Source organism: Enterococcus sp. AZ196, from assembly GCF_050498845.1.
Taxonomy (GTDB): domain Bacteria; phylum Bacillota; class Bacilli; order Lactobacillales; family Enterococcaceae; genus Enterococcus_A; species Enterococcus_A murrayae.
The window spans coordinates 611331-633594 of sequence record NZ_JBIPAM010000001.1 but is presented as its reverse complement, the minus strand read 5'-3'; the positions used below and the strand labels follow the sequence as shown (position 1 = coordinate 633594).

The following is a 22264-nucleotide window of genomic DNA, read 5'->3' as shown; positions in this document are numbered from 1 at the left end:
GCTACTATTCCGATTGAGTCTTTTTCTTCATTTGTGGTATCTTGTTTTTCAGGAACTGAATCGTTGGTATCTTGATCTTTTTCCCTGTTATCACTTGAATTAGCAACTTGATTATCGCTAGAAACGCTAATAGAATCGCTAAATCTATCAGAACCGCTGTCATTGATTGTAGTGATACCATCAGCAGAGCTAGAATCGGCGTAAACACGTAGACTAGAACTGCTAAGATAAAGAATAAAAAAACTGTACCGATTACTTTAATGACTTTTTTTATTGTCATATCTTTCCTTCCTTTCATAAAAAAAGACTAGGCTATGATAAGCCTAGCCTTTAACATTTAACCTTTTACAGCTTTTTTCGCAAATCTTCGAACGAAGAAAATTGCCCCACCAAACGCGGCAATAACTACACCCGCCACAATAATCGCTCCAGCATTACTAGACATAATTCCTGTTACTCCATTAACAAACCAATTAATTTGATCACTCAAATCAATCGTTGGAAATGCTGGCATTGTAGAACCAACAACGAGATAATTCATTGAAAATCCTCCTCTATTTTTTATCTGAATATTTTATTTGTTATCTTGGAACTTATAAAGCGGCCAAATATTAACAATGCATAGGCGCCAATGCACAAGATAAATCCAGCGAACGCTAGCGTTCCAAGCGAAAAAGAGTTTTCTTGAAACAATACAGTATCGTCTTGATATCCAATCATAGTCTGAAGGTTTTCATTTACAGATTTAATCTCTGTTAAAACATCTTCCTCTGATTCCGACGTTTCTAACTTCGTTACTGCTTCATTGGTCTTTTTCAACTCTTTGACCAATTCTTCATGTCTTTGCTTCTCAAGAAGCTTATCCGCTTCCTGTTGAGCTCGATTTTCTTCTAGGGACTCAGCCGTTTTAACAGCCTGCTCGGAATCTAAGGTGACTTGCTCGGAATCTTTTGTGGCTTGTGCTTCTTTATCCTTTAAACGATCATCTTCACGAGCTTTAATTAAGGAAAATAATTCATATGCATTTTTGTTCAAGGTTTTTAGCTCATTTAGAATCTCGTTGTCTAGGCTTTCTGAGGTTGCTGATGTTTCGCTTCCGTCCATTTGTGTACCCCCATGAGCTGTGGAACATTGTTAAAACCACGTTTTGTCATTTGTAAGGTAATTACTACTTTTTCATTTACCTCTAGCGGTGGTAATTGGATACCGTCACCAATAAAATACTCAAAATTCTCATATTTTGCAGGATCAGCAACAATTAATACTTGGTAGGGGTGTCCTGCTTTACTCATTCCTTGACGAACTCCTAAATAGATTAAATCTGTGTCATTTGTAAACATTCTCATTCATCCTCTTTTCTCTTGATTTGTTTAATGATCGGAACTGCTTTTCTGCCACGCATTGTAAGGTGAATCTCCAAAATAATTTTTTCATATTTTCTAAATTTAGGAATTTCAATAAAACGATTAATAACAAAGGTTAGTTCTCTCTTTGTCTCACAATCTTGAACCGTAATCATTCGATATATACGATCATGCATATTTCTTTCAATCAAACTCAAGAACTTAAATTCAGAAACAGAAATAAACATAGATTATCTCCTTTTGATCATCTGAAAATAAACACGCGCATGGTTATTTCGTAATCAGGATAACAAAAAAAGCCTGCCGTAGCAAGCTTATAAAAACGCGCATAATTAAATTTAAGAATCTTTTTTTTCGATTTCAGACAATTTTTGAATGATTGCCTTTTCTAATAGTTGACTTAAGTTTATATTGAACCGTTTTGCTTCTTCTTTTAAATCTTGTCTAATAGTAACGTTTGTATTCATACGTTTTATCTCCAGTTTTTTTCTACCCATAAATAACATGCCCCCTTAAAAATAAAATACGTTTTTGATTAAGACATATTATAACACAGGCTAAAAAGTCGTGGGCGAGTCGACTTTACAAACACCAAACATTTTTATATAATCCTATTGTCTAGATAGGTTATATTCTTTGTAGGATATTTTCCCTAGGTATTCGGATTCGTAAGAATTTTCGAATACCTTTTTTGTGTTGCTTGACAGGTCTAAACCATTGATTGCATGTATATTATGTAAACTAAAATAAAAAATTTATTTTCATTTAGAAACATTTTATCTATCTCAGATTCAGACATTCTTTGTCTCATAAATAACTGCAATACTACTTAATTAGAGCATCTTTCCCAAAATTAATGACTTCCGAGCGTTTTTAAACCTCTTAAACAACGGAGACGATTTTCGGTCTCCGTTGTTTATTTTTTAACTTACAGTGTTTGTCGTTTACGATTGGTTTTCTTGCAGCATCTTAGAAATATTTGTATATCCAAGTTCATCTGCGTAATCTTTCGCTGTTTTACCATAATTATCTATAATATTAGGATCAGCGCCATGCTTCAATAGTTCTGCGACAATATTTTGATAAACTTGTGAACCATCTCTTAACGCAACTGCTTCGATCAACGCTGTATAACCATAATCATTCTGGTGATTGATGTTTGTATGTCCATCATTTAATAGCAGCTTTACATTATCCAGATGGCCTTTTTCAGCTGCTGGTATCAATGCATTTCCGCCAAAGCGATTAGTTATCGACTGATCTGGCATGCTATGAGCCAACATGTATGTTAAGATTTCTGTCCTGCCTTCTGCACCCGCGTATAAATATGGACTATCCTCGATATTGTCTTGTTGATTGACATTTGCTCCAGCGTTGATCAATTTCTTAGCTATTTCAATTTGGTTATCGTGAACTGCAATCAATAGTGGTGTTTCGCCCTTTTCGTTCACTTCATCGATCGAATATGTTTTTGCTTTCAGAATTTCAGTTACTTTTGCTGAATCATTTGATGAAACTGCTTGGATTAAAGCGCCTGGAGCAATAGTTCTATTTTTATTCTCCTGTGTTTGTTTTGTGCTAGACGCTTCTGTGCTGGCGCTGGATCCAATTGAAACTTCAGTAAGCGTTCTTTTTTCAGAGTTTTTTGACGGATTGGCCGCTTTATTAGTCACCGGCTTTGATTGACAACCGCCCAAAATAAATAAGAAAAATAATACAGCAATTATTTTTTTCATGTTTACCCTCCTCTATATTTATAGCTCGATTTCCACTAGAACCATCTCTTGTACTCAGTATTATTTCTGCACATTATACCATCAAGGACAGATTTCATTGTCTTAAGTGCTTCTGATTTAAATACGCGTAGCTGTCTGTTTATTAAGAATTATTAATATTCGGATTAAAATCTTATCTAGATATTGGTATATCAGCATTTTTACTTTATGTCAGTTTGACCTTCATCTAAAAAACCGATAAACTATTGAAGGATATGGAAAATAAATCTAAGGAGCATGAAAATGTCTCATTTAAAAAAATATAGTAGTTTTATCAAAACACGAATTGGTTTTTTCAGTCTGCTGATTGCTTTGCTTTGGCTGAAAAATATGTTTGCATATATTGTTGACTTTCATTTAGGCATCCAAAGTCCTATGCAATTATTTATTTTAATCATTAATCCTTTAAGCGTTTCAATGCTGCTGCTTAGCATTGGTCTATTCATCAAACGCTCCAAAGCTGCTTATGGAACATTATTTATTATTTATGCGTTATTGACGATTTGGCTCTTTTCAAATGCCGTCTATTATCGCGAGTTTACTGATTTTATTACGATCAACACGATGCTTGGAGCTGGCCAGGTTTCAACTGGATTAGGCGAAAGCGCAGTAAGATTATTTCGCTGGTATGATGTTTTTTATATTGTCGACCTGTTTCTTTTGCCTGCTTTATTATTCAAAAAGAAAATTGCTGTTGATAAGAAGTATCCCCGCTTTCGTCAAGCTGCCGCCTTGTCTGCTCTATCACTTTTGATCGGCAGCGGAAATATTTTTTTGGCGGAGATTGATCGTTCCGGCTTATTGAGCCGGCAATTTTCCCGTGAGTATCTAGTGAAATATTTAGGGGTAAACGCCTTTACATTATATGATAGTTACCAAACCTATCAAAATAACCAAATTCGAGCGGAAGCAAGTCCGAATGATCTAAAAGAAGTGGAAAGTTACGTTAAAGATCATTATGCGCAGCCAAACGATTCCATGTTTGGCATTGCCAAAGGAAAAAATGTTGTCTATATTCATTTAGAAAGCTTCCAGCAATTTTTGATCGATTACCAATTAACTGATGAGAATGGTGTGAACCATACCGTAACTCCATTTCTAAATGACTTGTATCACGGAGAAAGTACCTATAGCTTTGATAACTTCTTCCATCAGGTAAAAGCTGGTAAAACTTCTGATGCTGAAACATTGATGGAAAATTCCCTGTTTGGCTTGAACCAAGGGGCGCTGTTTACTCAGATGGGCGATAAAAATACCTTTGAAGCCGCACCAAATATTTTGAAGCAAAAAGCTGGCTATACATCCGCCGTGTTCCATGGTCATTCAGCTTCGTTCTGGAATCGGGATAAAACATATAAACATCTAGGTTTTGAATATTTCTTTGATTCGTCTTATTATGACATTAATGATGATAACTCGTTTCAATATGGGATGCATGACAAACCATTCCTAAATCAATCTGTCCAATACTTGGAACATCTGCAGCAGCCTTTTTATGCGAAGTTCATTACTGTATCGAACCATTATCCTTATTCTCGTTTTAAAAATGAAGAGGATGGATTCCCAGTGGCAAATACAAAGGATGAAACAATTAACGGTTACTTTGCGACAGCCAATTATTTAGATACTGCATTAAAAGAATTTTTTGATTATATGAAAGCTAGCGGTCTTTATGACAACTCCGTCTTTGTACTATACGGCGATCACTACGGCATCTCTAACACACGTAATAAGGAGTTAGCCCCATTGCTGGGTAAGGATTCCGACTCTTGGACTGATTATGACAATGCTCAATTACAGCGGGTTCCTTTCATGATTCATGTCCCTGGTGCAACAAACGGCGGAATCAACCATACCTACGGCGGACAAGTCGACGCCCTTCCTACTCTATTACATTTGTTAGGTATCGATTCAAAGAAATATTTGCAGCTTGGACAAGATTTGTTCTCATCGGAACATAAACAGGTTGTTGCTTTTCGAGATGGCGATTTTGTTACTCCGCAATATACTTTCTATGGCGGTAAAATGTATGATAATCTGACAGCTCAAGTTATCAGCGAGCCAACACCTGAACAGGAGCAATTCTTCATTGAATTAAATCAAGAGGTCGACCAGCAATTGATCACTTCTGACAAAATTACGAATGGGGACCTCCTCAGATACTATCAGGATAGTGGATTAGACACGATCAACCCAAGCTCCTTTGACTATCGTGATCAAAAGGCTCGACTAGAAGAAATTGAACGACAAAAAGGATCACAGTCTTCAAGTTTATATAGCGAGAATAATCAAAAATCAACCGTTGGATTATATAAGACAAAGACCTATCAGCAATATGAATAAAACGAAACCTCCCCCAGTTTTTCTGACTGGAGGAGTTTTTTTAATCTTGTCTTCTTTGCATTGCTTCTTTTCTTAGCTTACGTTGTGCCTTTTTTGAACCGCGATCAATGTCTCTACGTTCTTTACGTGTGTGGAAGTCTTCAAATAGATTGTCCAAGTCATAATCGGCTGGATAAAGCTCAGTTGCTCGATATTCAAGCTTGATTCGACGTTTAGGAACCTCAAGAAAGGCATCCTCAAGGAAAACAGTCACCTTGTCGCTGAAGGGAATTTCTTGATAGATCAGCGCAGACTTTTGCTGCTCAAGCAAAAAGACTTTGTCCCCTTTGTAATAGGTCATTTCAACAGCTGCTGTGGTAGGCTTTGGTACTCTCTTCTTAAAAATTTTCTTCTCAACGCTATAGTTGCGATCCGTGAAATAATTTTGCGCTTTGGCAATAATTTGATCCGAAATCGCCATTTTCTTCGCAATCCACAGCGCATTGCTTTCACCAGTTTGCCCGATCATTAACCGATATTTTGGCGTTAGATGTTCTGCATCAAAGTCCATTGCTGCAGTAATGAAATCCGGATGCTGTTCTGCAAATCGTTTGATTTCGCCATAATGCGTCGTAGTAATCAAAATACTGCCTTTTTGATAAAACTCTTCCATAATCGCAATCGCTAAGGCTGCTCCTTCATTTGGTTCAGTCCCGCTGCCTAATTCATCTAATAAAATCAAACTGTTCTTATGCGTTTGTCGAAGAATCTCAGAGATATTTTGCATATGACCAGAAAAAGTACTTAAAGCATTTTCGATACTTTGAGCATCCCCGATATCCACAAAAATCTGGTCAAAGATCGCAATTTCAGTTCCCTCTTTAGCAGGAATCTGTAAACCGATCATTGTCATTAAACTCATAAGTGCAACAGTTTTTAATACAACGGTCTTTCCGCCAGCGTTTGGTCCAGTGATAGTTAATCCACGATAGGCTTCACCAACGGTTAAATCCAATGGCACTGCATTGTTGATCAGTGGATGAGTCGCTGATACCAGATGGATATAGCCATCTGCATTTATTTTCGGCGTGACTCCCTTTAGCTCGCGGCTGAATTTTCCACGTGCAAAGATATGATCAAATTCCGCAATGATCTCAATATTTTGTTGGATCAACGGCAAGGCTTCTGCTAATAGTCCTGTCAACGTCGCTAAAATTTGATAAACTTCTGATTCCTCAACCATTTTGTGGTAAGTCAATTGCTCATTCCAACGACTCACGCTGCTAGGTTCAATGTAAGCGGTCGTTCCTTTACTGGAAAGCTCAACGATCGTCCCTTTAATCTGCTTCTTATAAGCTGATTTAATCGGTACAGTAAAAATATCATTGCGTTTTGTTATGATCGCCTCTTGCAATTTTTCTTTATTTTGTCTAATAAATTTTTTCAGTAATTCTTGGATCTTGTCTTGTGTTTCTGCGATATCCCGCCGCGCTCGTCGTAGTTCTCGACTGGCATCATCAATAATTCTTCCATTGCGAACAACCTGATAGATTTCCTCTTCAATTTCATTGAAGTCGTTTAATCCTTGTCCATAACGATTCAATAAAGGAGCATTACTTTGGTTTTTCTCAAAAAATTGTCGAATTAGACGTAGGCTGCGTAAAAAGTCCGCATATTCTAAAAGCTCCTGTGGAGTCAATACAAATCCTTTTTCCAATTGATTGGTTATATGTTCGATACTTTGCAGCCCCATAAACGGAACGTGAAGATTGCTATCAAGCAGGTGCTTCGCCTCAGTCGTCTCAGTCAGTCTTTTTTCTACTACTGATAATTTTGAATGCGGCTGAGTATTGGCGATAAGCTTTTTACCAAAACTGCTGATTGCATAGCTGCTAAGTTGTTGTTTAATTTCATTAAATTGTGTTTTTGTAAATGTTTCGTTATTCATGGTCTCTTCCTTTCGTTATGAAAAGATACCTATCGAGGCCGGGGGAACTTAACAAAAATATCGTGATCGCAGTTGCTTCAACTATACTAAGACTACGAAAAATTTAACCGACAAAAAAAGCTGTGAAGATTCCTTCTTCACAGCTTGAATGATCATTTCATCAGCTTTGATAGGCATCTAATTTGGCATGCGAAATAAACCTGTACAAACAGTCATTTTTTTCGCTATCAAGTTACTCCAAATTAAATAACTACACTCACCAAGACACCTCATAAATTTTGTTAAGTTTCCTTGTTATTAGTCTAACGTGACATTTAACGTTTGTCAAATCTGTCAAACAACTTATGCAATCGCAGCAGGTACCGGTTTGATTCCATCATTGATGAAATACACTTGATACCAAGTTAAGAAAGTATAAATCGTCCAGATTTTCCGACGACCATCTGCTGTTCCGGCAAAGTTATCATCCAGTAGCTTCACGATTTTCTCTTGATCGAAGAATTCTTTAACAAATTCCTGTGTGAACACTTCGCGAACGATGTGGTAGTACTTTTCTTCACGCAACCAATCCTTGATCGGCACTGGGAAACCAAGTTTTTCTCGATTATACCATTCCTCTGGTAAATGACGAGCCGCTGCTTGGCGGAACGCGAATTTTGTATTTTCTGCGTTGATCAAATATTTTGTTGGTACGATTTCAGAGACCTTCATCATCTCTTTGTCTAGTAATGGTACACGAACTTCTAATGAATTAGCCATAGCCAATTTATCGGCTTTCAATAAGATATCTTTAGGCATCCATTGATGCATATCTAAATATTGCATTTTTTTGATTTCAGACATATCCTGAACTTTTTCATAATGAACATCAACAATATCTTTGATTGTTGGACTTTGTTGGTATTCAGGCTGTAAATAATCGACAGCTTCATCCTCTTCAAAGACTTTTGCTTGGCCAATAAAGAATTCTTCAGCCGGAGCTAATGACGTATACAAATGCAAAGCACCCTTGAATGATTTTCCCTTCAATCCTTTTGCGATTGAGTAACGCATATTTTTAGGCAATTTCTTCAAGCCTTCCGCTACAACTTTGACGGCTTTTGATTTCGTATTCATACCATATGCTTGGTAACCAGCAAATAATTCGTCAGCACCTTCTCCACTCAATGCGACCCTTACATCACGGCTAGCAAGTTCTGTTAAGAAATATAATGGCACACAAGAAGGGTTAGAATCAGGTTCATCTAAATGATATTGAATCAGCGGAAAATATTCGAATGCTTCATCACCTGTAACCACACGAGAGGTATTATTAAGATCGATTAAATCGGCTAATTTCTTTGCTTCGATTGATTCATTGTAAGTCTTGTCACCAAACCCAATCGAATAAGAATGCTCCGGACGTAAAACAGCTGTTACATAACTTGAATCCACACCAGAAGACAAGAATGAACCAACTTCAACATCGGCGATTCGGTGAGCTTCTACAGATTTCAAAACCGTGTCATCAATCAAATCAACCGTTTCTTCTAAAGTCATCGTTGTTTCTTGTTCTTTGACATCCCAGTATTGCTGGATATCTAAATTCCCATCTTTGTAAATGAAATAATGCCCCTCTTTGATTCGGTAAACATTTTTAAAGAAGGTTTCATCTAACGCTGAATATTGGAAAGTCATATAAGGCTTCAAGGCTTCCTTGTTCAATTCTTTCACAAAATTAGGATGTTGCAGGAAGCTTTTAATCTCTGAACCGTACATAAAAGTACCATTCATTATCGTATAATATAGCGGTTTGATCCCAAAATGATCACGTGCACCGAATAATTCTTGTTTTTCCGTATCCCAAATCACAAAGGCAAACATCCCGCGAATTTTTTGCAATAGCTCAATGCCATACTCTTCATAGCCATGCAATAAAACTTCGGTATCGGCATGAGTCGTAAAAATATGTCCTTTTGCAATCAAATCTTCACGAATACTTTGATAATTATAAATTTCTCCATTAAAGGTAATGATTTTTGTTCCATCTTCGTTTTTGATAGGCTGCGTCCCGCCTTCAAGGTCAATGATACTTAATCGGCGAAATCCTAATGCAGCACCTTCATCAATAAATTGTCCCGCACTGTTTGGTCCGCGATGAACAATCGTATCCATCATATTTTTAACAATTTGTTCTTTTTGCGTTGTATTTGAACGATCAATAAATCCTACAATTCCACACACACTATCTACCCTCTTTCAAACATGGTAAATGATACTCTTTCATATCAACTTTCAAAGTATATCATAGGATTTGCGGACTTTCACGAGTGAACGTGATTTCCTATGAAAAAAGCCTAAAAATTTAATTTTTTTCAAAGGGATATTCGTAATAATCGGCAAAATAATTGGAGAAAAAACCATTTACAAAAACAAGCGTTGCATCTTAATTGATGCAACGCTTGTTGTTTCATTCTTACTCATCAGTAATTGTCAACGGAACTAAGAAAGGATAGCTGCCGAAGAACTCGATTAATGATTTGTTTTTGCGATCTGTATTCAATTTCAAGCTGCTCGTTTGATCCTTAAGATTTTGATTGATCGTTACCGTTTGATTACCATCTAATGCTACCAGATAGCTATTTTCATCAACCTTTTTAAAATCATAATTATCATTATCCATCGCAGTGATGAAAATCTTATCTAATACTTCTACTGGTGTTTTGTGATGAAGGTCTATCGCTAGATCAAGCGGTTGACTATTATCCAAAAGATTTTCATCAAAATCAAAGCCCAAATCCTTCATATGAGCCATGACGTCATTCATTTCACGGCTAAACATTGAATTCTGTCCGCTCGTATAAATGTGTTTGTTGTAGCAATCCTTCAATAAGGTTAAGACTGCATCGTTTAAGACCGTCACCTTCATTGTTTCAGGATAAACTTCCATCAGTTTGATTTTCTCACTGCGAAATTTACCATCAGAGGTCGGCATCATAAAGCTGAAATTGATTTCATTTGTACTAGTCAATCGATAGGAAAGATTAAAGTGTTTACTTTCCCAAGTCGAAAATTCATTGGTTGAAAGGTGCAGATCATGATTTTGTAATGGTTTGATCAACTCAAAAGTAAAATATTCTAATAGCGCACCCTTGGCAATCGCTGAGGCCGACATTTCCTCTTTAAAAAATATCTTCTTGAAGTAATCCAACAATGTTGGAAAATCAGATTCCATCAAGACTTTTCTAAATTTCAGATCAGCGATTTCTTTTTCCGCATCATCAATTAAACTCAATAAATCTTGATAGTTCTCTTCACGGTTATCATAGTAATTTAAAGAGGAGTCGCTGACAGGCTTCGTTTGAGGTACAGACTTAAAGGCTTCATTCGACTCTTCTGTTGATTCATCGGGGTGAAGAATCTCTTTTTCACGAATATTCAATCCTGGTTCTTCTGAATCGACCAAAGTATCATAAATTTGATTGATCTTATTCTTTTCTTCAGTCATTATTCCGCCCCCCTAGTTAGAAAATCCTTGATAAAAATCTCAAGCGCGGTATCCATTTCTTCCAAACCGCCAAAACGCTTGTTGATTAATCGAAGCTCTTTTGTGGCAATCGCTTGCTCTAACGAGAGACTGGCAATTCGATTTGCTAATTCAATTTTTTGCGATTCGCCAGATAATTGATCGCCAACAAAAGGTGTCCACTGACTCCGCTGCTGCTTCAACTCTTTTAGCTTACTATCGATCACTTCGATCTCTTCTTCGACTTTTTTACGGTTCATAAAGCTTTTCGTTTCTTCCAACTCAGCTTTAAGTTTTTCTTGATGAGCAATTTTTCCATTGAGCTCCCGTAATTCAGACTGAGCAGCAATTGTCTTCGCATCAAAGTCATCCTGTTGATTTTGAAGCTCTGCTAACTGTTCCTTATACCCATCCTTCAGAGCCTTTTCCCATTGCTCACGAATTTCAGGTAATATTTTTATCGTCGGTTGTGTTGCATCAACCTGTAAGACCGCGCGGTCCCTATAATAACTGCCGATCTGATAATTTATCAAAATTGGTGAAACAACATCACGCATGATCATAAATGGGAACGTCCTCTGTATTTCTTGATCCAACTTACTTGTCAAGAAATTATCGATCTCATGATTCGCATTGCTGGATTGTTGGATCGAGGCCGGCAATTCATTCCAGTAGATTTGGTAAACATCGCCCATTCGCTCTGCTTTCATTGCCTCTTCTAACCGTCTGATCTGCCCCATCAACCCACCTAACACATCGGAAGCAGATTCTTTCACTGAATCAAATGATGTTTCAGTTTGAAGTTCTTCCTGTTTTTCTGGAGTCTCCATCTAAGACCCTCCTTTATTTTTTTGATTAATTATATAATAAATATTACCATAATTATTCTTGAACCAATTCAAACAAGCAAATAATCTAATTTTATCCTTTAGAATTGGAACCCACTTCTCTATTTTACCCTAGCAGGCTCGTAATGATAAGCATAAACTGTTAAGGATACTAAAAAAAGATTGTGTCAAACTTAAAAAATGACACAATCTTTTTAATTATTTTGCTGCTCCGCCAAAGAAATCTTTGATTTGCTGCCATAGATTTGCGAAGAAACCTTGATTGTCTTCTAATGTTCCTTTGAGAGAATCGCCGAATTTACCGAGCTGATCAGAAACTTTATTAACTGTTCCTTTGAAATCGTTGCTGATCTTGTCTAACTGCTCAATGGATTCTTTATCCAGCACACCATCTGTTGTTTGATACTTTTGCCCCAAAGCCACTAATTTATTGATATCGTCTTTCGTAACATATTGTGATAAATTATTCTTTTCTAGTGCATCATTAACGATTTTTTCCACATCTTCTTTAGTAGCCAGCTCTCCTTGCTTTTCCTTCAGCTCAGCCAACTCTTTCTTAATATCAACCAATGTTTGATTCAATTGCGCTTTATAGGCCTCATCTGCCTTTTCTTTTTCACTGTCAGATAGATTTTGGTTTTGACTTTGCTCATTAGCTTTATTTACGACCGATTGAGACACATCTGAGGTAGTGTCTAGTTCTGTTTGTGCCAATTGCGCCCGTTGAGGATCAACAGTTTCACCATTAGATTCAAAAGCCTTGTATACACCAGTCAAAGCGCTCTCGCCTGTTACTTTCACCACACTAGCAACCTTAACCGTTGCATCAGTGATACCAGCTGTAACTAAAGGATTCTTGTATTGATCTGCGGTAATCTGGGTGATGTTTTGAGGAGTCAATATTTTTACATTGATTCCCTTTCCTTGATCTTCCCGATTCACGACGACCGAGCTCAACATAACACTGTCATCTCCACTGCCATACCCTAAATACTTTACAAGATCAGCCCCAGTCGCTTGCTCCATTTTCACGCTATCCTGGTTGATTCCCAATTTATCCATCGTTTCATTTAATTGCTGCTGATTCAATCCAGCTCCAGCGACAAATGTAGGCTTCCCCCAACGTTCATTGATTGCTCCATCATCAGAATCTGCATGGACCTTCGTTTGATTAATCAGTCCAGTACCTATAGAAAGGCCTAAACCTGCTAATAATATATACTTATGAAGTTTCATCTTATTGCCTCCTGTACATTGATATATACATTTTAGCTGATTTATCTTTTTTTGCTTACTAAGATCCCTCTTCTTTAAACAATTATTTACTAAGCTAAGAATCTCTTAACCTTTTTCTCAGTCTTAAGTAGGTGGCAAAGTTTGATATGCTATGCCTTTTACAAAAAAAGACCTCCCAGCATATTTCGCTGAGAAGCCTATTAAGAATTACTTTTCCTTTGTTGTAAAATGAATCTTATCTTGGTCATCACGTTCCAAGTAAGTCGTTTCCTTTAAATAATTAAAATGTAATTCCTTGATACTGGAATCCTCCAGCATTTTTTCGTAGCCTTCAAAAATTGCTCGAATATATTGCTTATAAGCCTGCTTTTTTCGTTGTCGCTTGTTCATAAGACACCGTCCTTCTTGGATATCTTACCAAGCATCAGCTTTTCAGACAAGTGTTTTATTGATACGTCTGGTTTAAGTAAGTCAGCAACTCTTTTGAAAGCTCCGTTGCTGAGGTGCCTTCCGCCTTATCCTCTAAAAATTCTACGACTGAGTAATTTTGTTTTTCTGAGTCAAAAGCATATAAAAAGCTGTTTTCTTGCCCTTTTTCGTCCTGCTTCTGCTTGATTTCAGCTGTTCCAGTTTTAGCAGCCAGCGGAATATTCAGTGCTGCTAAACTATGAGCCGTACCGTTTTCATCACTAACAACTGCTTGCATATCACCATTAATAATGTCTGCGGAGCTAGCTTTGATAACATCTTTTTTGTCCGTCGTGTCCTTATCAGCGATTAGTTTAGGGTAGACCATTGTTCCTTTGTTAGGAAAGACAGAATAAGCAGTTATTTGTTGAATTGGATTCATCAATAATTGTCCTTGTCCATAGCCTGTATCTGCTAATAATATCTCAGAATCAAAGCTGTCTTTGCTGGATATTTGGGCTTTATCCATTGCAATCGGTAAATCCAAGTCCTTTCCAAAGACAAATTTATTTAATCCTGTTCGGAAAGTTTTTTCTCCCATTTTCAGTGTCTCTTGTGCCATATAAATATTGTCTGAATAGACTAGAGCCGTTCTTAAATTAACCGGACTTACATCGGAAACACGAGTTACCTGATAAGATCCCCATGAACTATCTTTCTGCCACTTCAGGCCGTTGATCGCAAGTTCTTCATTTGGATTCAGAGTTCCCGCATCTAAACCAATGGCTGCGGTAATAGTCTTAAAGGTAGAGCCTGGTGCATAGCCAGTGGCAAAACGGCTCATAAATGGTTGATTCTTGTCGTTGCTGTACGCATCATACTCAGTTTGACTAATACCGTTCGTCATTTTATTCGGATCAAAACTTGGTGAACTAGCTGCAACTAATAAATCCCCAGTTTTTGGAGCCATTACAACACTTGAACCTGCTTGACCATTTAATCCATTATAAGCGATTTGCTGAGCGCGGCTATCAATTGTTAACTTAACATTTTCGCCGTCCTTTTTATCAACTGTTTGTAAAACCTTTTTCTCATTGCCTTTACTATCCAAAATGGCTAATGAACCGCCATCTTTTCCACGGAGCTGCTTATCTAAAGCCCTCTCCAGCCCGCTGCGTCCGATTAAGCTATCACTAGCAAGATCATTATTTTTTTTCATATCTTCAGCCGTTACTTTGCCGACATATCCAATTAGTTGCGCAGCAGCTTCTTTTAACGGATAGGTTCGACCTGTTGTTTCCTTAACTTCTAATCCTTCAGGTGTTTCTTTTGGAGCCTCTGCAGTTGTTTTTAAAGGAACAAAAAAATCATCCTGTACCCAAGCCTGTGATAATGCGGCTTCAACGTCTTTAACAGTCATGCCTACGCTTTTTGCAATGGCTTCGATCCTTGTCGTTCGTTCATCTCCGCTGCCAAGATTTTTCGGAACAATACCTGATTGATAGACAGTTCCGTTTGTTGCAAGTCCCTGACCACTGCGATCTACTATCTCGCCACGTATCGCTGGATCAACAGAATAATTAATCTTGTCCTTCCCAGACATACCTGGAAAAATCAAATTCGGCTTCCAATTAATCTCTTTGCCTCCGTCGGTCAACGTACCAGAATATTTTTGGTTCTTTAATTGTCCAAATCCGGTATTTATTGATAGAGCATAAGAAAAATGAAAATCATCTCCCTGTTTATCCACCGTCAAATTTTTCAGCTTGATGTTTGAAGCGCTGATACCGGAAAAGATTGATTGGTATTTCTCCACAACTTGTTTTTTTGAATACCCGCTATTCTTCATGGAGTCAGCGTTTAAGCTTTTAGGAAGCTCTTGATAGTTGCCCTTTTGTAAATGCTTCACAAAGGCTTGGATCGTCTCTTCCCCTTGCTTTTTAACTTGACTTGTTTGGTAAGCTCGTACACCGAAAAAGCCGGCGATGAGCACTACAATGATACCGATAAGAATAATCGGCCCTTTATTCATTTCTTTTTTATTACGTGTAGTTCTATCCATAATAAGATTCCCTCCCTAGCATCTTTCATCCTCTTTCTTTATACTGTAAAAAAAGGACGTGTTAATTATGAATCACTGTTACCTATTTATTGGACCAAGCGGCTCAGGAAAAACCAGCTTGGCTGAAAAAGCCTTCGCTCCTGAACAAAAGATTGTATCCTATACGACGCGTGCTCCGCGTAAAGATGAAATACACGGGCGTGATTATTATTTTGTTTCTAAAAAAGAGTTTAAGCAAATGGTGAATCACGATCAATTTGCCGAATACGATGTTTATGATGAACACTTTTATGGTATTGCTAAAGAAACTCTGCGCGAAGCATTGGCTGCTGGCGATTGCTATGATCCAATCACTACGACCGGCTTTATTAACCTGCAGCGTCTCTTTGGCGATCAAATGGTCCCCATTTGGATCAACATCTCCAAAGAAACAATGATTGGTAGACTTGAAAAACGCGCATCTGCAGAAGATCTAAACCGGCGTTTGGCTATTTTTCAAGAAGACCAAGAAAGCTTCGTTCATTTAAAAAAATATTCAAATCTGATCGAGATCGATGGTGAAGCTTCTTTAGATGAAATGCTTCTTCAATTACGCAAGGCTCTGAAATAATTGGAAAGCCTTGCGTTCCCCATGCTCAAACGGAAAATGAATCATGCCACAATAGGTGAAGCCGCATTTTTCGATTAGAGCCAGCATCGGCTGGTTGGCAGGATACGTATCAATTCGGATATCTTCATATCCCAAAGCTTGTGCTTTTTTGATTGCTAAGGTTAATAAGTGCTTCCCCAAACCAATTCCCCGATGCTTTTGACTGACTGCCACATGATGCAATGAAACATAAGGCCCTTCGCCTCGCCACTCACCCTCAATCGCTTCATAGACTGGATCTTTTCCAGCGATCAGAGCCGCTGTACCAACAATCTCGCCCCCTAAAGTCAATACATAACTCGCTTTTTTACGTATGTCCTCCCGAATTACTGCCTCATGAGGTTCATGTCCATCTTGCCACTGAGGAGAGCCTTGTTCCTTTAGATATTGCTTGGCTTCATCGATAATAAGTCCGATTGCCGGCAAATCTGACAGAGTACTTGGTCGAAAATCAACTACTTGTTCATTGGATTCGCTTATTGCTGCTTTATCGCCAAATGAAAGGATTGCCTCTGCATCTTTTTTGCCGAGTATGCCACCTAAAAGCTCACCCATTTGTTTCGCCTGTCTGACAATAAAATCTTCATCTTCATATCCCACTTTACTTCCATCCTCTCTGCCAATGATCGCCTTGCTCGAGAAAAGCTCCAATCAGTTCTAAGTGGTGTGCCAAGGACCACTTCTTGATCGTCCCTAATCCTGGAAATTTTTTCGTTTCTTGATATTTTAACAGTTCCTCTAGTCCAAGCGTCAATAATAATTGATCTTGATTACGTGAATACCATTCTGTTAGCTTGTCTAATGCTTCGAAAAACTTCCCTACTTGATTCTGCGCATTCTCATTACTATCAGACACAAAGTGCTTGATTCTTATATTAAAATATGCATCAAAATAGCTAATATGAATCGCAAGTGCGCGACTTGGACCACCTTTATCAAAATAACGACTACCTTCAATCGTGTAATCACTGAACCCGATTGAATCAGAAGCAAAGTACAGATGCTCATCACTAAAAAAATCATCTGCTTTTTCAGCGTAATCAGCAATATTTTTTCTCGAATGGAAGGCTTCTCTGAGTAAAATTTTATTTGGGATATCTAAAATTCTAAATCTTCCTTGATCTGGAATAACCGTAAGTTCATTACTCTCAATAGCAAACATTCCTGTTTTACGGGGAGAATGAGCATTGAATAAATACAGCTCCGCGTCAAAAGGATTCTCTTTAGTTACGATCTCTGCTTTTTTTACACTAGTAGAATCACTTAAATTCCAGTCAAACCGCTTTTCTTCAAAAAGCTTGGCGGTTCCGACTTGCGGATTCATTATTAAATAACAAATAATATCGTTTTCGTCAAATAATTCGATCGTTTTCTTTAAGGTCGCCGAATCACGAACGGGTTCAATAATAGGACGAATAGATCCTGACCAGCGTTGTTCTTTGATTAAGGTGGTGACTGCTAAAAGATCGAACTGTTTACCTCGTAAATATGGATAGTACATTAAAAATCACTCCAAGGGTTCAGTCGGCCGGCGTCGCACCTGTCTTTGTTGACGTAAAAATTCGTAATCCTGCTCTAATGCTCGAAGCTCCTCTTCTAAACTTTCAGTGCGAGCAGATTGGACGTCTTCAATAAACCGCTGATAATAATTATTTTCCTGTAAACTGTCTTTTTCATCTAGACGCCGGCGCAACTCATTGTATAGCTGCTCCGTCGAGAAAAAGCTCGTGCCGTAGGACATTCGTTTAGCTTTTTGTACTTCACGAAATAGCGACGCTGTAAATCGTTGCGTCAATGCAAGATCATCCACCAGTAAGTCTCTTCTCAAAGGCTTTTTAGCTATGAAAAAGGTTCCGTTTGCCGGCAAATCCTCTGACTTTGTATATGGACGATACACTAAAACACCAATCTCATTTGGAATGTCTTCTTGCACCTTTTTAAAAAGTTCCTCTGTCAAAACAAAATAATTGTAGTGTCCAATAAAAGAAAGCTTCGCCTTTGAATAAAAATCAGCCTTGGTGACTTTTAATTCATAGCAGCGCCATTCAGTCATATTTGGCTTAAAGAAGCAGGCCAGTGTATCAACGATCCCGTTCTCGTCAGGCATCGTTACCTCCTCGACAACGATCCCTCCCAATTCAATGCAATAATAATATAAAGCCTTTTCGATTTCTTGTGTTAATGTCGTTTTCATAATCTCACCATGGGAACGTATTTTCGTAAACTTTAGCATATTTGTATTAAAAAAAACAGAGGATATCCTCTGTTTTAAATAAAATATGAAAGATCACTAGCAGGACTAGGATAAGCGAAAATTAATTTCTCAATTTCCTCATGAGTCATTTTCTTCGTCAAAACCAGTAGAAAATAATTGATTATTTCATCCGCCAATTGACTTAAGCAAGTAATCGCGACCACTCTATTTTCTTCATCATAGACAAATTTTATTTTAGCCCCTTGATCATTGATTCGTTGATAGGTGTACCAACTAGATAAATCTGTTGTCTCAGAATGATATTTCTCTGAATGAGCAGCAAGCTCTTTTTCACTTAAACCGATTCTAGCCAAGCGTTGATCCCCAAAGACAATTGTCGGAATCAATGGGTACTCAATCGCTTCGACATCCTTACTCATGGCATTCACAACATAGCTTGCTTCGAAACCAGCGACGGGGGTAAGTTTTGGCGCTTTTTTTGCTACAACGTCTCCACAGGCAAAAATATTCTGTTGAGATGTACGCAAATGATCATCGACCTTGATCCCCTTTTTATCATATTCGACCCCAGCTTTTTCTAAATTCAAGCCTTCGACATTTGGGATTCGGCCGGTAGCTCCAATAACCATATCAGCTGTCAACTCAAAGTTTTCGCCAGTAATTTGATAAGCTGGATACATTAACTTTACAGCTTTTGTGTCTACGCTAAAGTGAAACTGAATACCCGCTGACTTCATGTGATCTACTAGTCCCAGCACCATCTCCTGATCGAATTCCTTCAAGGGCCGATCATTGTGGTGGATAATATGAACTTCAGCACCTGCGGCATTAGCAATCACTGCTAACTCAAATGCGATATAGCCTGCACCAATAAAAGCGATTTTATTTGGTAAATGCTCCAAAGCTAAGAAATCCGTACTGCTTTGCAGCAAATCTTGTCCTTCAATCGGCAATACCGCTGGCCGTTGTCCGGTTGCGATCAAAAATTGCTCCGCAGCAAGTGTTTGATCATCAACGATAATTTGGTTAGCATTAATAAAACTTGCCTGTCCTTTATACCGATCAATCTCCGCAGCATCCAAACCAGCTATCGTATTTTTTGGAACATCGTCTGTGTAGCTTCTTTTGAAAGCCATCAAGTCTTCCCAAACAATTTTAGGCGTCTGTTCAAATCCTTTTCCGATCATTGTTTCAATCCGCTTTTGTGCTTCAACGCCACTCATCAGCATTTTTTTTGGGTCACATCCACGATTTGGGCAAGTCCCGCCCCATAAATCTGACTCAATGATCGCGACAGATTTTCCTTGTTCCTTTAAGGCATAAGCGGCAGAATTTCCAGCTGGTCCGCTGCCGATTACTATTGCATCATATTTTTCCATTCTTAACCCTCCTGGCTCAAAAAACGAAAGACATCGCTACGATTAATCAAGCCGATTGGTTTTCCATCACGTTCGATAATAAACGCTTCTTTTTCGGCTAATAAATCAAAGACTTCACTTAGGCTGGTATCCATAGTTAAACTTTGCAAATTAGAATCCGTTACTGTTCTTTGGTAAAAACCGCCATTATACAAGACTTCCAATGTTTGCGTGTAGACTTCGTCAATCGTTTCATCAAAAAATTCTTCAACAAACCGATTTGCAGGATTCTTTTGGATTTCTTCAGGCGTGTCACATTGAATCAACTTGCCTTCATGCATTACAGCAATACGACTGCCGATTTTCATTGCTTCCTTCATGTTATGTGTCACAAAAATAATCGTATTGCCTAATTTTTGATGCAGCTCTAATACAAGGTCCTGTAAACTCGCTCGTGAAATCGGATCAAGCGCACTAAAGGGCTCGTCCATTAAAACAATATCTGGTTCTGAGGCAAGTGCACGGATAATACCAATTCGCTGCTGCTGTCCGCCAGATAGTTCACTAGGCATCCGATCTCGAAACTGTTCAGGCTCCATATCGACTTCATTCAGCAACTCATCTACCCGCTTATTACGGCGTTCCTTGTCCCATCCAAGCATGTCTGGAATAACTTCGATGTTTTCTTTCACACTCATCGTAGGGAATAAAGCGATTTGCTGGAGAACATAGCCAATCTGCCAACGAAGCTTCTGAATATTGTAATCCTTAATTCGTTTATTTTTAAAATAGAGATTGCCGTCAGTCGGTTCGATCAATCCGTTGATCATTTTTAAAGAAGTTGTTTTCCCGCTTCCTGAAGGACCAACCAAGACGAATATTTCTCCTTTTTTAACTGAGAAATTCAAATCCTTTAAAACGACATTCCCTTCAAATTCTTTACTAACGTCTTTAAATTCAATTATCGATTCCATCTATTTATCCTCCCCAATGATGTTTTCTTTCACTAAGAAGTCATGGGCAACTTTCGCTGGCTGCTCTTTCTTCACGTTGACCCGGTAGTTCATTTCGATCATTTGATCTTCTGTGATCTTACCAGCTAATCGGTTCAAGGCTTTAACAACTTTTGGATGCTTATCCGCAAATTCTTTCTTCATTAAAGGTGCGCCTTGATATGGCGGGAAAAGATGTTGATCGTCTTCGAGAGTTATTAACGCATATTGCTTAATCTCGCTATCAGTAGAGTAAGCATCGATAACATCGACGTCACCAGTATTGATCGCTTGATAGCGTAGTGCAGGCTCCATACTTTGGACAGAGCTCAATTTCACACCATATTTGTCTTGGATTCCACGATAGCCGTCTTGGCGATCAATGAACTCTAATGTGAAGCCTGCTTTTAATTGATCCTGTTGTGCTTGGAGCTGAGAAATCTTGGTGATACCGCGCTTCTCTGCTTCGTCTTTCTTCATGGCCAAGGCGTACGTATTTTCGTAATCCATCGGTTTCAATAAACGCATGTCAAACTGCGAATCTAATAATTTATTCGCCCCTTGATACGTTTTTTCTGGTGATAAATTATCAGGTGTATTTTTCGGAACTTTTACCAAACTTTCTAGAACCGTTCCAGTAAACTCAGGATAAATATCAATTTGATCACTTTTTACCGCGCTGAATAAGAAACTCGTTTTTCCAAAATTCGGCTTCAATTCTACATTGATTGAAGCATCTTCATCCTTGATCACTTCTTTGTACATATTGATTAAAATATCTGGTTCTGAGCCCAGTTTTCCGGCAATCGTCACCGTCTCTGTTCCAATCGGATTATTTTGTGCAAAGAAGATTCCGCCAATACTTAAACAGATTACCCCTAGTGCAATGAGAGTCGCTTTACCGCTGCGATTCTGTAAAAAGCGAATCAATGTACTAAAAATAATTGCGAGTAAAGCTGAACTGATAGCCCCTATTAACGTTAAGTTGGGATCGTTTCGGTCGATACCAAGTAAAATAAATGTCCCTAATCCGCCAGCTCCGATCAACGCGGCCAATGTGGCAGTTCCAATAATTAGAACCAATGCTGTACGAACGCCGGAAATAATTACCGGCATCGCCATAGGCAGTTCAACACGCATCAATTTTCGCATCCGAGACATCCCAAATGCGTCAGCTGCTTCTTCAATTGACGGATCAATCTCAGCTAAGCCAATATAAGTGTTTTGGAAAATCGGCAACAATGCATAGACAACTAACGCAATCAACGCAGGAACAGTGCCGATACCAACAAATGGAATCAGTAATCCTAACAATGCCAAAGAAGGAATCGTCTGCAAAATACTGGTTATTTGCAAGACAACCTCCGCCATTTTTTTCCGCTGGCTTAGTAAGATTGCCAACGGTATTGCAATGACGACTGCGATCAATAAGGCACTCAAAGAAATCGCTAAATGTTGAAAGATCGCCGATAAAAGCTCGTCCTTTCTTTCACTAAAAGTATTCATTAATTCATTCATAAAATATCCTTTCAAAATTATGACCTATTTTCAGTATAACTTAATCAAAAAGGGAGGCAAAAAG

The 22264-nt window shown here is 38.2% G+C and carries 22 protein-coding genes; 2 read left to right on the top strand and 20 right to left on the bottom strand.

What is annotated here, in order from left to right; all coding sequences use genetic code 11:
* Positions 1-4: 4 nt before the first annotated feature.
* The 7 genes from IGI67_RS03015 to IGI67_RS02985 form a co-directional block, all read right to left on the bottom strand.
* Positions 5-280, bottom strand: coding sequence for a hypothetical protein (locus tag IGI67_RS03015; protein WP_207109643.1), 276 nt, complete (start codon positions 278-280; stop codon positions 5-7).
* A 57-nt stretch (positions 281-337) separates the two neighbouring features.
* On the bottom strand, positions 338-541 hold the full coding sequence (locus IGI67_RS03010; protein ID WP_207109642.1) for a hypothetical protein: 204 nt from the start codon (positions 539-541) through the stop codon (positions 338-340).
* Positions 542-561: 20 nt separating this feature from the next.
* Positions 562-1104, bottom strand: coding sequence for a hypothetical protein (locus IGI67_RS03005; RefSeq protein WP_207109641.1), 543 nt, complete (start codon positions 1102-1104; stop codon positions 562-564).
* Positions 1065-1340, bottom strand: a complete 276-nt coding sequence (locus IGI67_RS03000) for a hypothetical protein (RefSeq protein WP_207109640.1) — start codon at positions 1338-1340, stop codon at positions 1065-1067. Before IGI67_RS03000 ends, IGI67_RS03005 begins: the two co-directional genes overlap by 40 nt.
* A 2-nt stretch (positions 1341-1342) precedes the next feature.
* Complete coding sequence (locus tag IGI67_RS02995; protein ID WP_207109639.1) at positions 1343-1591, bottom strand: hypothetical protein; 249 nt, start codon at positions 1589-1591, stop codon at positions 1343-1345.
* Between the two features lie 111 nt (positions 1592-1702).
* Positions 1703-1861, bottom strand: coding sequence for a type II toxin-antitoxin system CcdA family antitoxin (locus IGI67_RS02990; protein ID WP_207109638.1), 159 nt, complete (start codon positions 1859-1861; stop codon positions 1703-1705).
* Between the two features lie 447 nt (positions 1862-2308).
* On the bottom strand, positions 2309-3100 hold the full coding sequence (locus tag IGI67_RS02985; RefSeq protein WP_429956703.1) for an ankyrin repeat domain-containing protein: 792 nt from the start codon (positions 3098-3100) through the stop codon (positions 2309-2311).
* Positions 3101-3382: 282 nt separating this feature from the next.
* On the opposite strand from IGI67_RS02985, the gene IGI67_RS02980 reads away from it, so the two are divergent.
* Complete coding sequence (locus IGI67_RS02980; RefSeq protein ID WP_429956702.1) at positions 3383-5482, top strand: LTA synthase family protein; 2100 nt, start codon at positions 3383-3385, stop codon at positions 5480-5482.
* A 40-nt stretch (positions 5483-5522) separates the two neighbouring features.
* On the opposite strand, the gene IGI67_RS02975 is transcribed toward IGI67_RS02980, so the two are convergent.
* The 7 genes from IGI67_RS02975 to IGI67_RS02945 form a co-directional block, all read right to left on the bottom strand.
* Positions 5523-7409, bottom strand: a complete 1887-nt coding sequence (locus IGI67_RS02975) for an endonuclease MutS2 (protein ID WP_429956701.1) — start codon at positions 7407-7409, stop codon at positions 5523-5525.
* Positions 7410-7751: 342 nt separating this feature from the next.
* Positions 7752-9632: an asparagine synthase (glutamine-hydrolyzing) gene (gene asnB / locus IGI67_RS02970; protein ID WP_207109635.1), complete on the bottom strand. Its 1881-nt coding sequence runs from the start codon at positions 9630-9632 to the stop codon at positions 7752-7754.
* A gap of 232 nt (positions 9633-9864) precedes the next feature.
* Positions 9865-10896 carry a hypothetical protein gene (locus tag IGI67_RS02965; protein ID WP_429956700.1) on the bottom strand — a complete coding sequence of 344 codons (1032 nt, stop codon included), beginning with the start codon at positions 10894-10896 and terminating at the stop codon, positions 9865-9867.
* Entirely contained in the window at positions 10896-11744 is an 849-nt protein-coding gene (locus IGI67_RS02960; RefSeq protein ID WP_207109633.1) for a hypothetical protein, read from the bottom strand. Before IGI67_RS02960 ends, IGI67_RS02965 begins: the two co-directional genes overlap by 1 nt.
* 216 nt (positions 11745-11960) lie before the next feature.
* On the bottom strand, positions 11961-12998 hold the full coding sequence (locus IGI67_RS02955) for a DUF1002 domain-containing protein (protein ID WP_429956699.1): 1038 nt from the start codon (positions 12996-12998) through the stop codon (positions 11961-11963).
* A gap of 207 nt (positions 12999-13205) precedes the next feature.
* On the bottom strand, positions 13206-13388 hold the full coding sequence (locus tag IGI67_RS02950; protein WP_010744869.1) for a hypothetical protein: 183 nt from the start codon (positions 13386-13388) through the stop codon (positions 13206-13208).
* Between the two features lie 55 nt (positions 13389-13443).
* Entirely contained in the window at positions 13444-15468 is a 2025-nt protein-coding gene (locus tag IGI67_RS02945) for a penicillin-binding transpeptidase domain-containing protein (RefSeq protein ID WP_429956698.1), read from the bottom strand.
* 67 nt (positions 15469-15535) lie between these two features.
* On the opposite strand from IGI67_RS02945, the gene IGI67_RS02940 reads away from it, so the two are divergent.
* The gene (locus IGI67_RS02940) at positions 15536-16078 is read left to right on the top strand and encodes a guanylate kinase (RefSeq protein ID WP_429956697.1); all 543 of its coding nucleotides are present in this window, start codon (positions 15536-15538) and stop codon (positions 16076-16078) included.
* On the opposite strand, the gene IGI67_RS02935 is transcribed toward IGI67_RS02940, so the two are convergent.
* The 6 genes from IGI67_RS02935 to IGI67_RS02910 all read right to left on the bottom strand — a co-directional run bounded on the left by IGI67_RS02935 (position 16058) and on the right by IGI67_RS02910 (position 22200).
* Positions 16058-16717, bottom strand: coding sequence for a GNAT family N-acetyltransferase (locus IGI67_RS02935; RefSeq protein ID WP_429956696.1), 660 nt, complete (start codon positions 16715-16717; stop codon positions 16058-16060). The genes IGI67_RS02940 and IGI67_RS02935 overlap by 21 nt on opposite strands.
* 1 nt (position 16718) lies before the next feature.
* The gene (locus IGI67_RS02930) at positions 16719-17618 is read right to left on the bottom strand and encodes a sce7725 family protein (RefSeq protein WP_429956695.1); all 900 of its coding nucleotides are present in this window, start codon (positions 17616-17618) and stop codon (positions 16719-16721) included.
* Between the two features lie 6 nt (positions 17619-17624).
* The gene (locus IGI67_RS02925; protein WP_429956694.1) at positions 17625-18311 is read right to left on the bottom strand and encodes a hypothetical protein; all 687 of its coding nucleotides are present in this window, start codon (positions 18309-18311) and stop codon (positions 17625-17627) included.
* Positions 18312-18385: 74 nt separating this feature from the next.
* Entirely contained in the window at positions 18386-19711 is a 1326-nt protein-coding gene (locus IGI67_RS02920; protein ID WP_429956693.1) for a dihydrolipoyl dehydrogenase family protein, read from the bottom strand.
* A gap of 2 nt (positions 19712-19713) precedes the next feature.
* A complete protein-coding gene (locus tag IGI67_RS02915; RefSeq protein ID WP_429956692.1) occupies positions 19714-20664 on the bottom strand; it encodes an ABC transporter ATP-binding protein in 951 nt (316 codons plus the stop codon).
* Positions 20665-22200, bottom strand: coding sequence for an ABC transporter permease/substrate-binding protein (locus IGI67_RS02910; RefSeq protein ID WP_429956691.1), 1536 nt, complete (start codon positions 22198-22200; stop codon positions 20665-20667).
* Positions 22201-22264 lie beyond the last annotated feature (64 nt).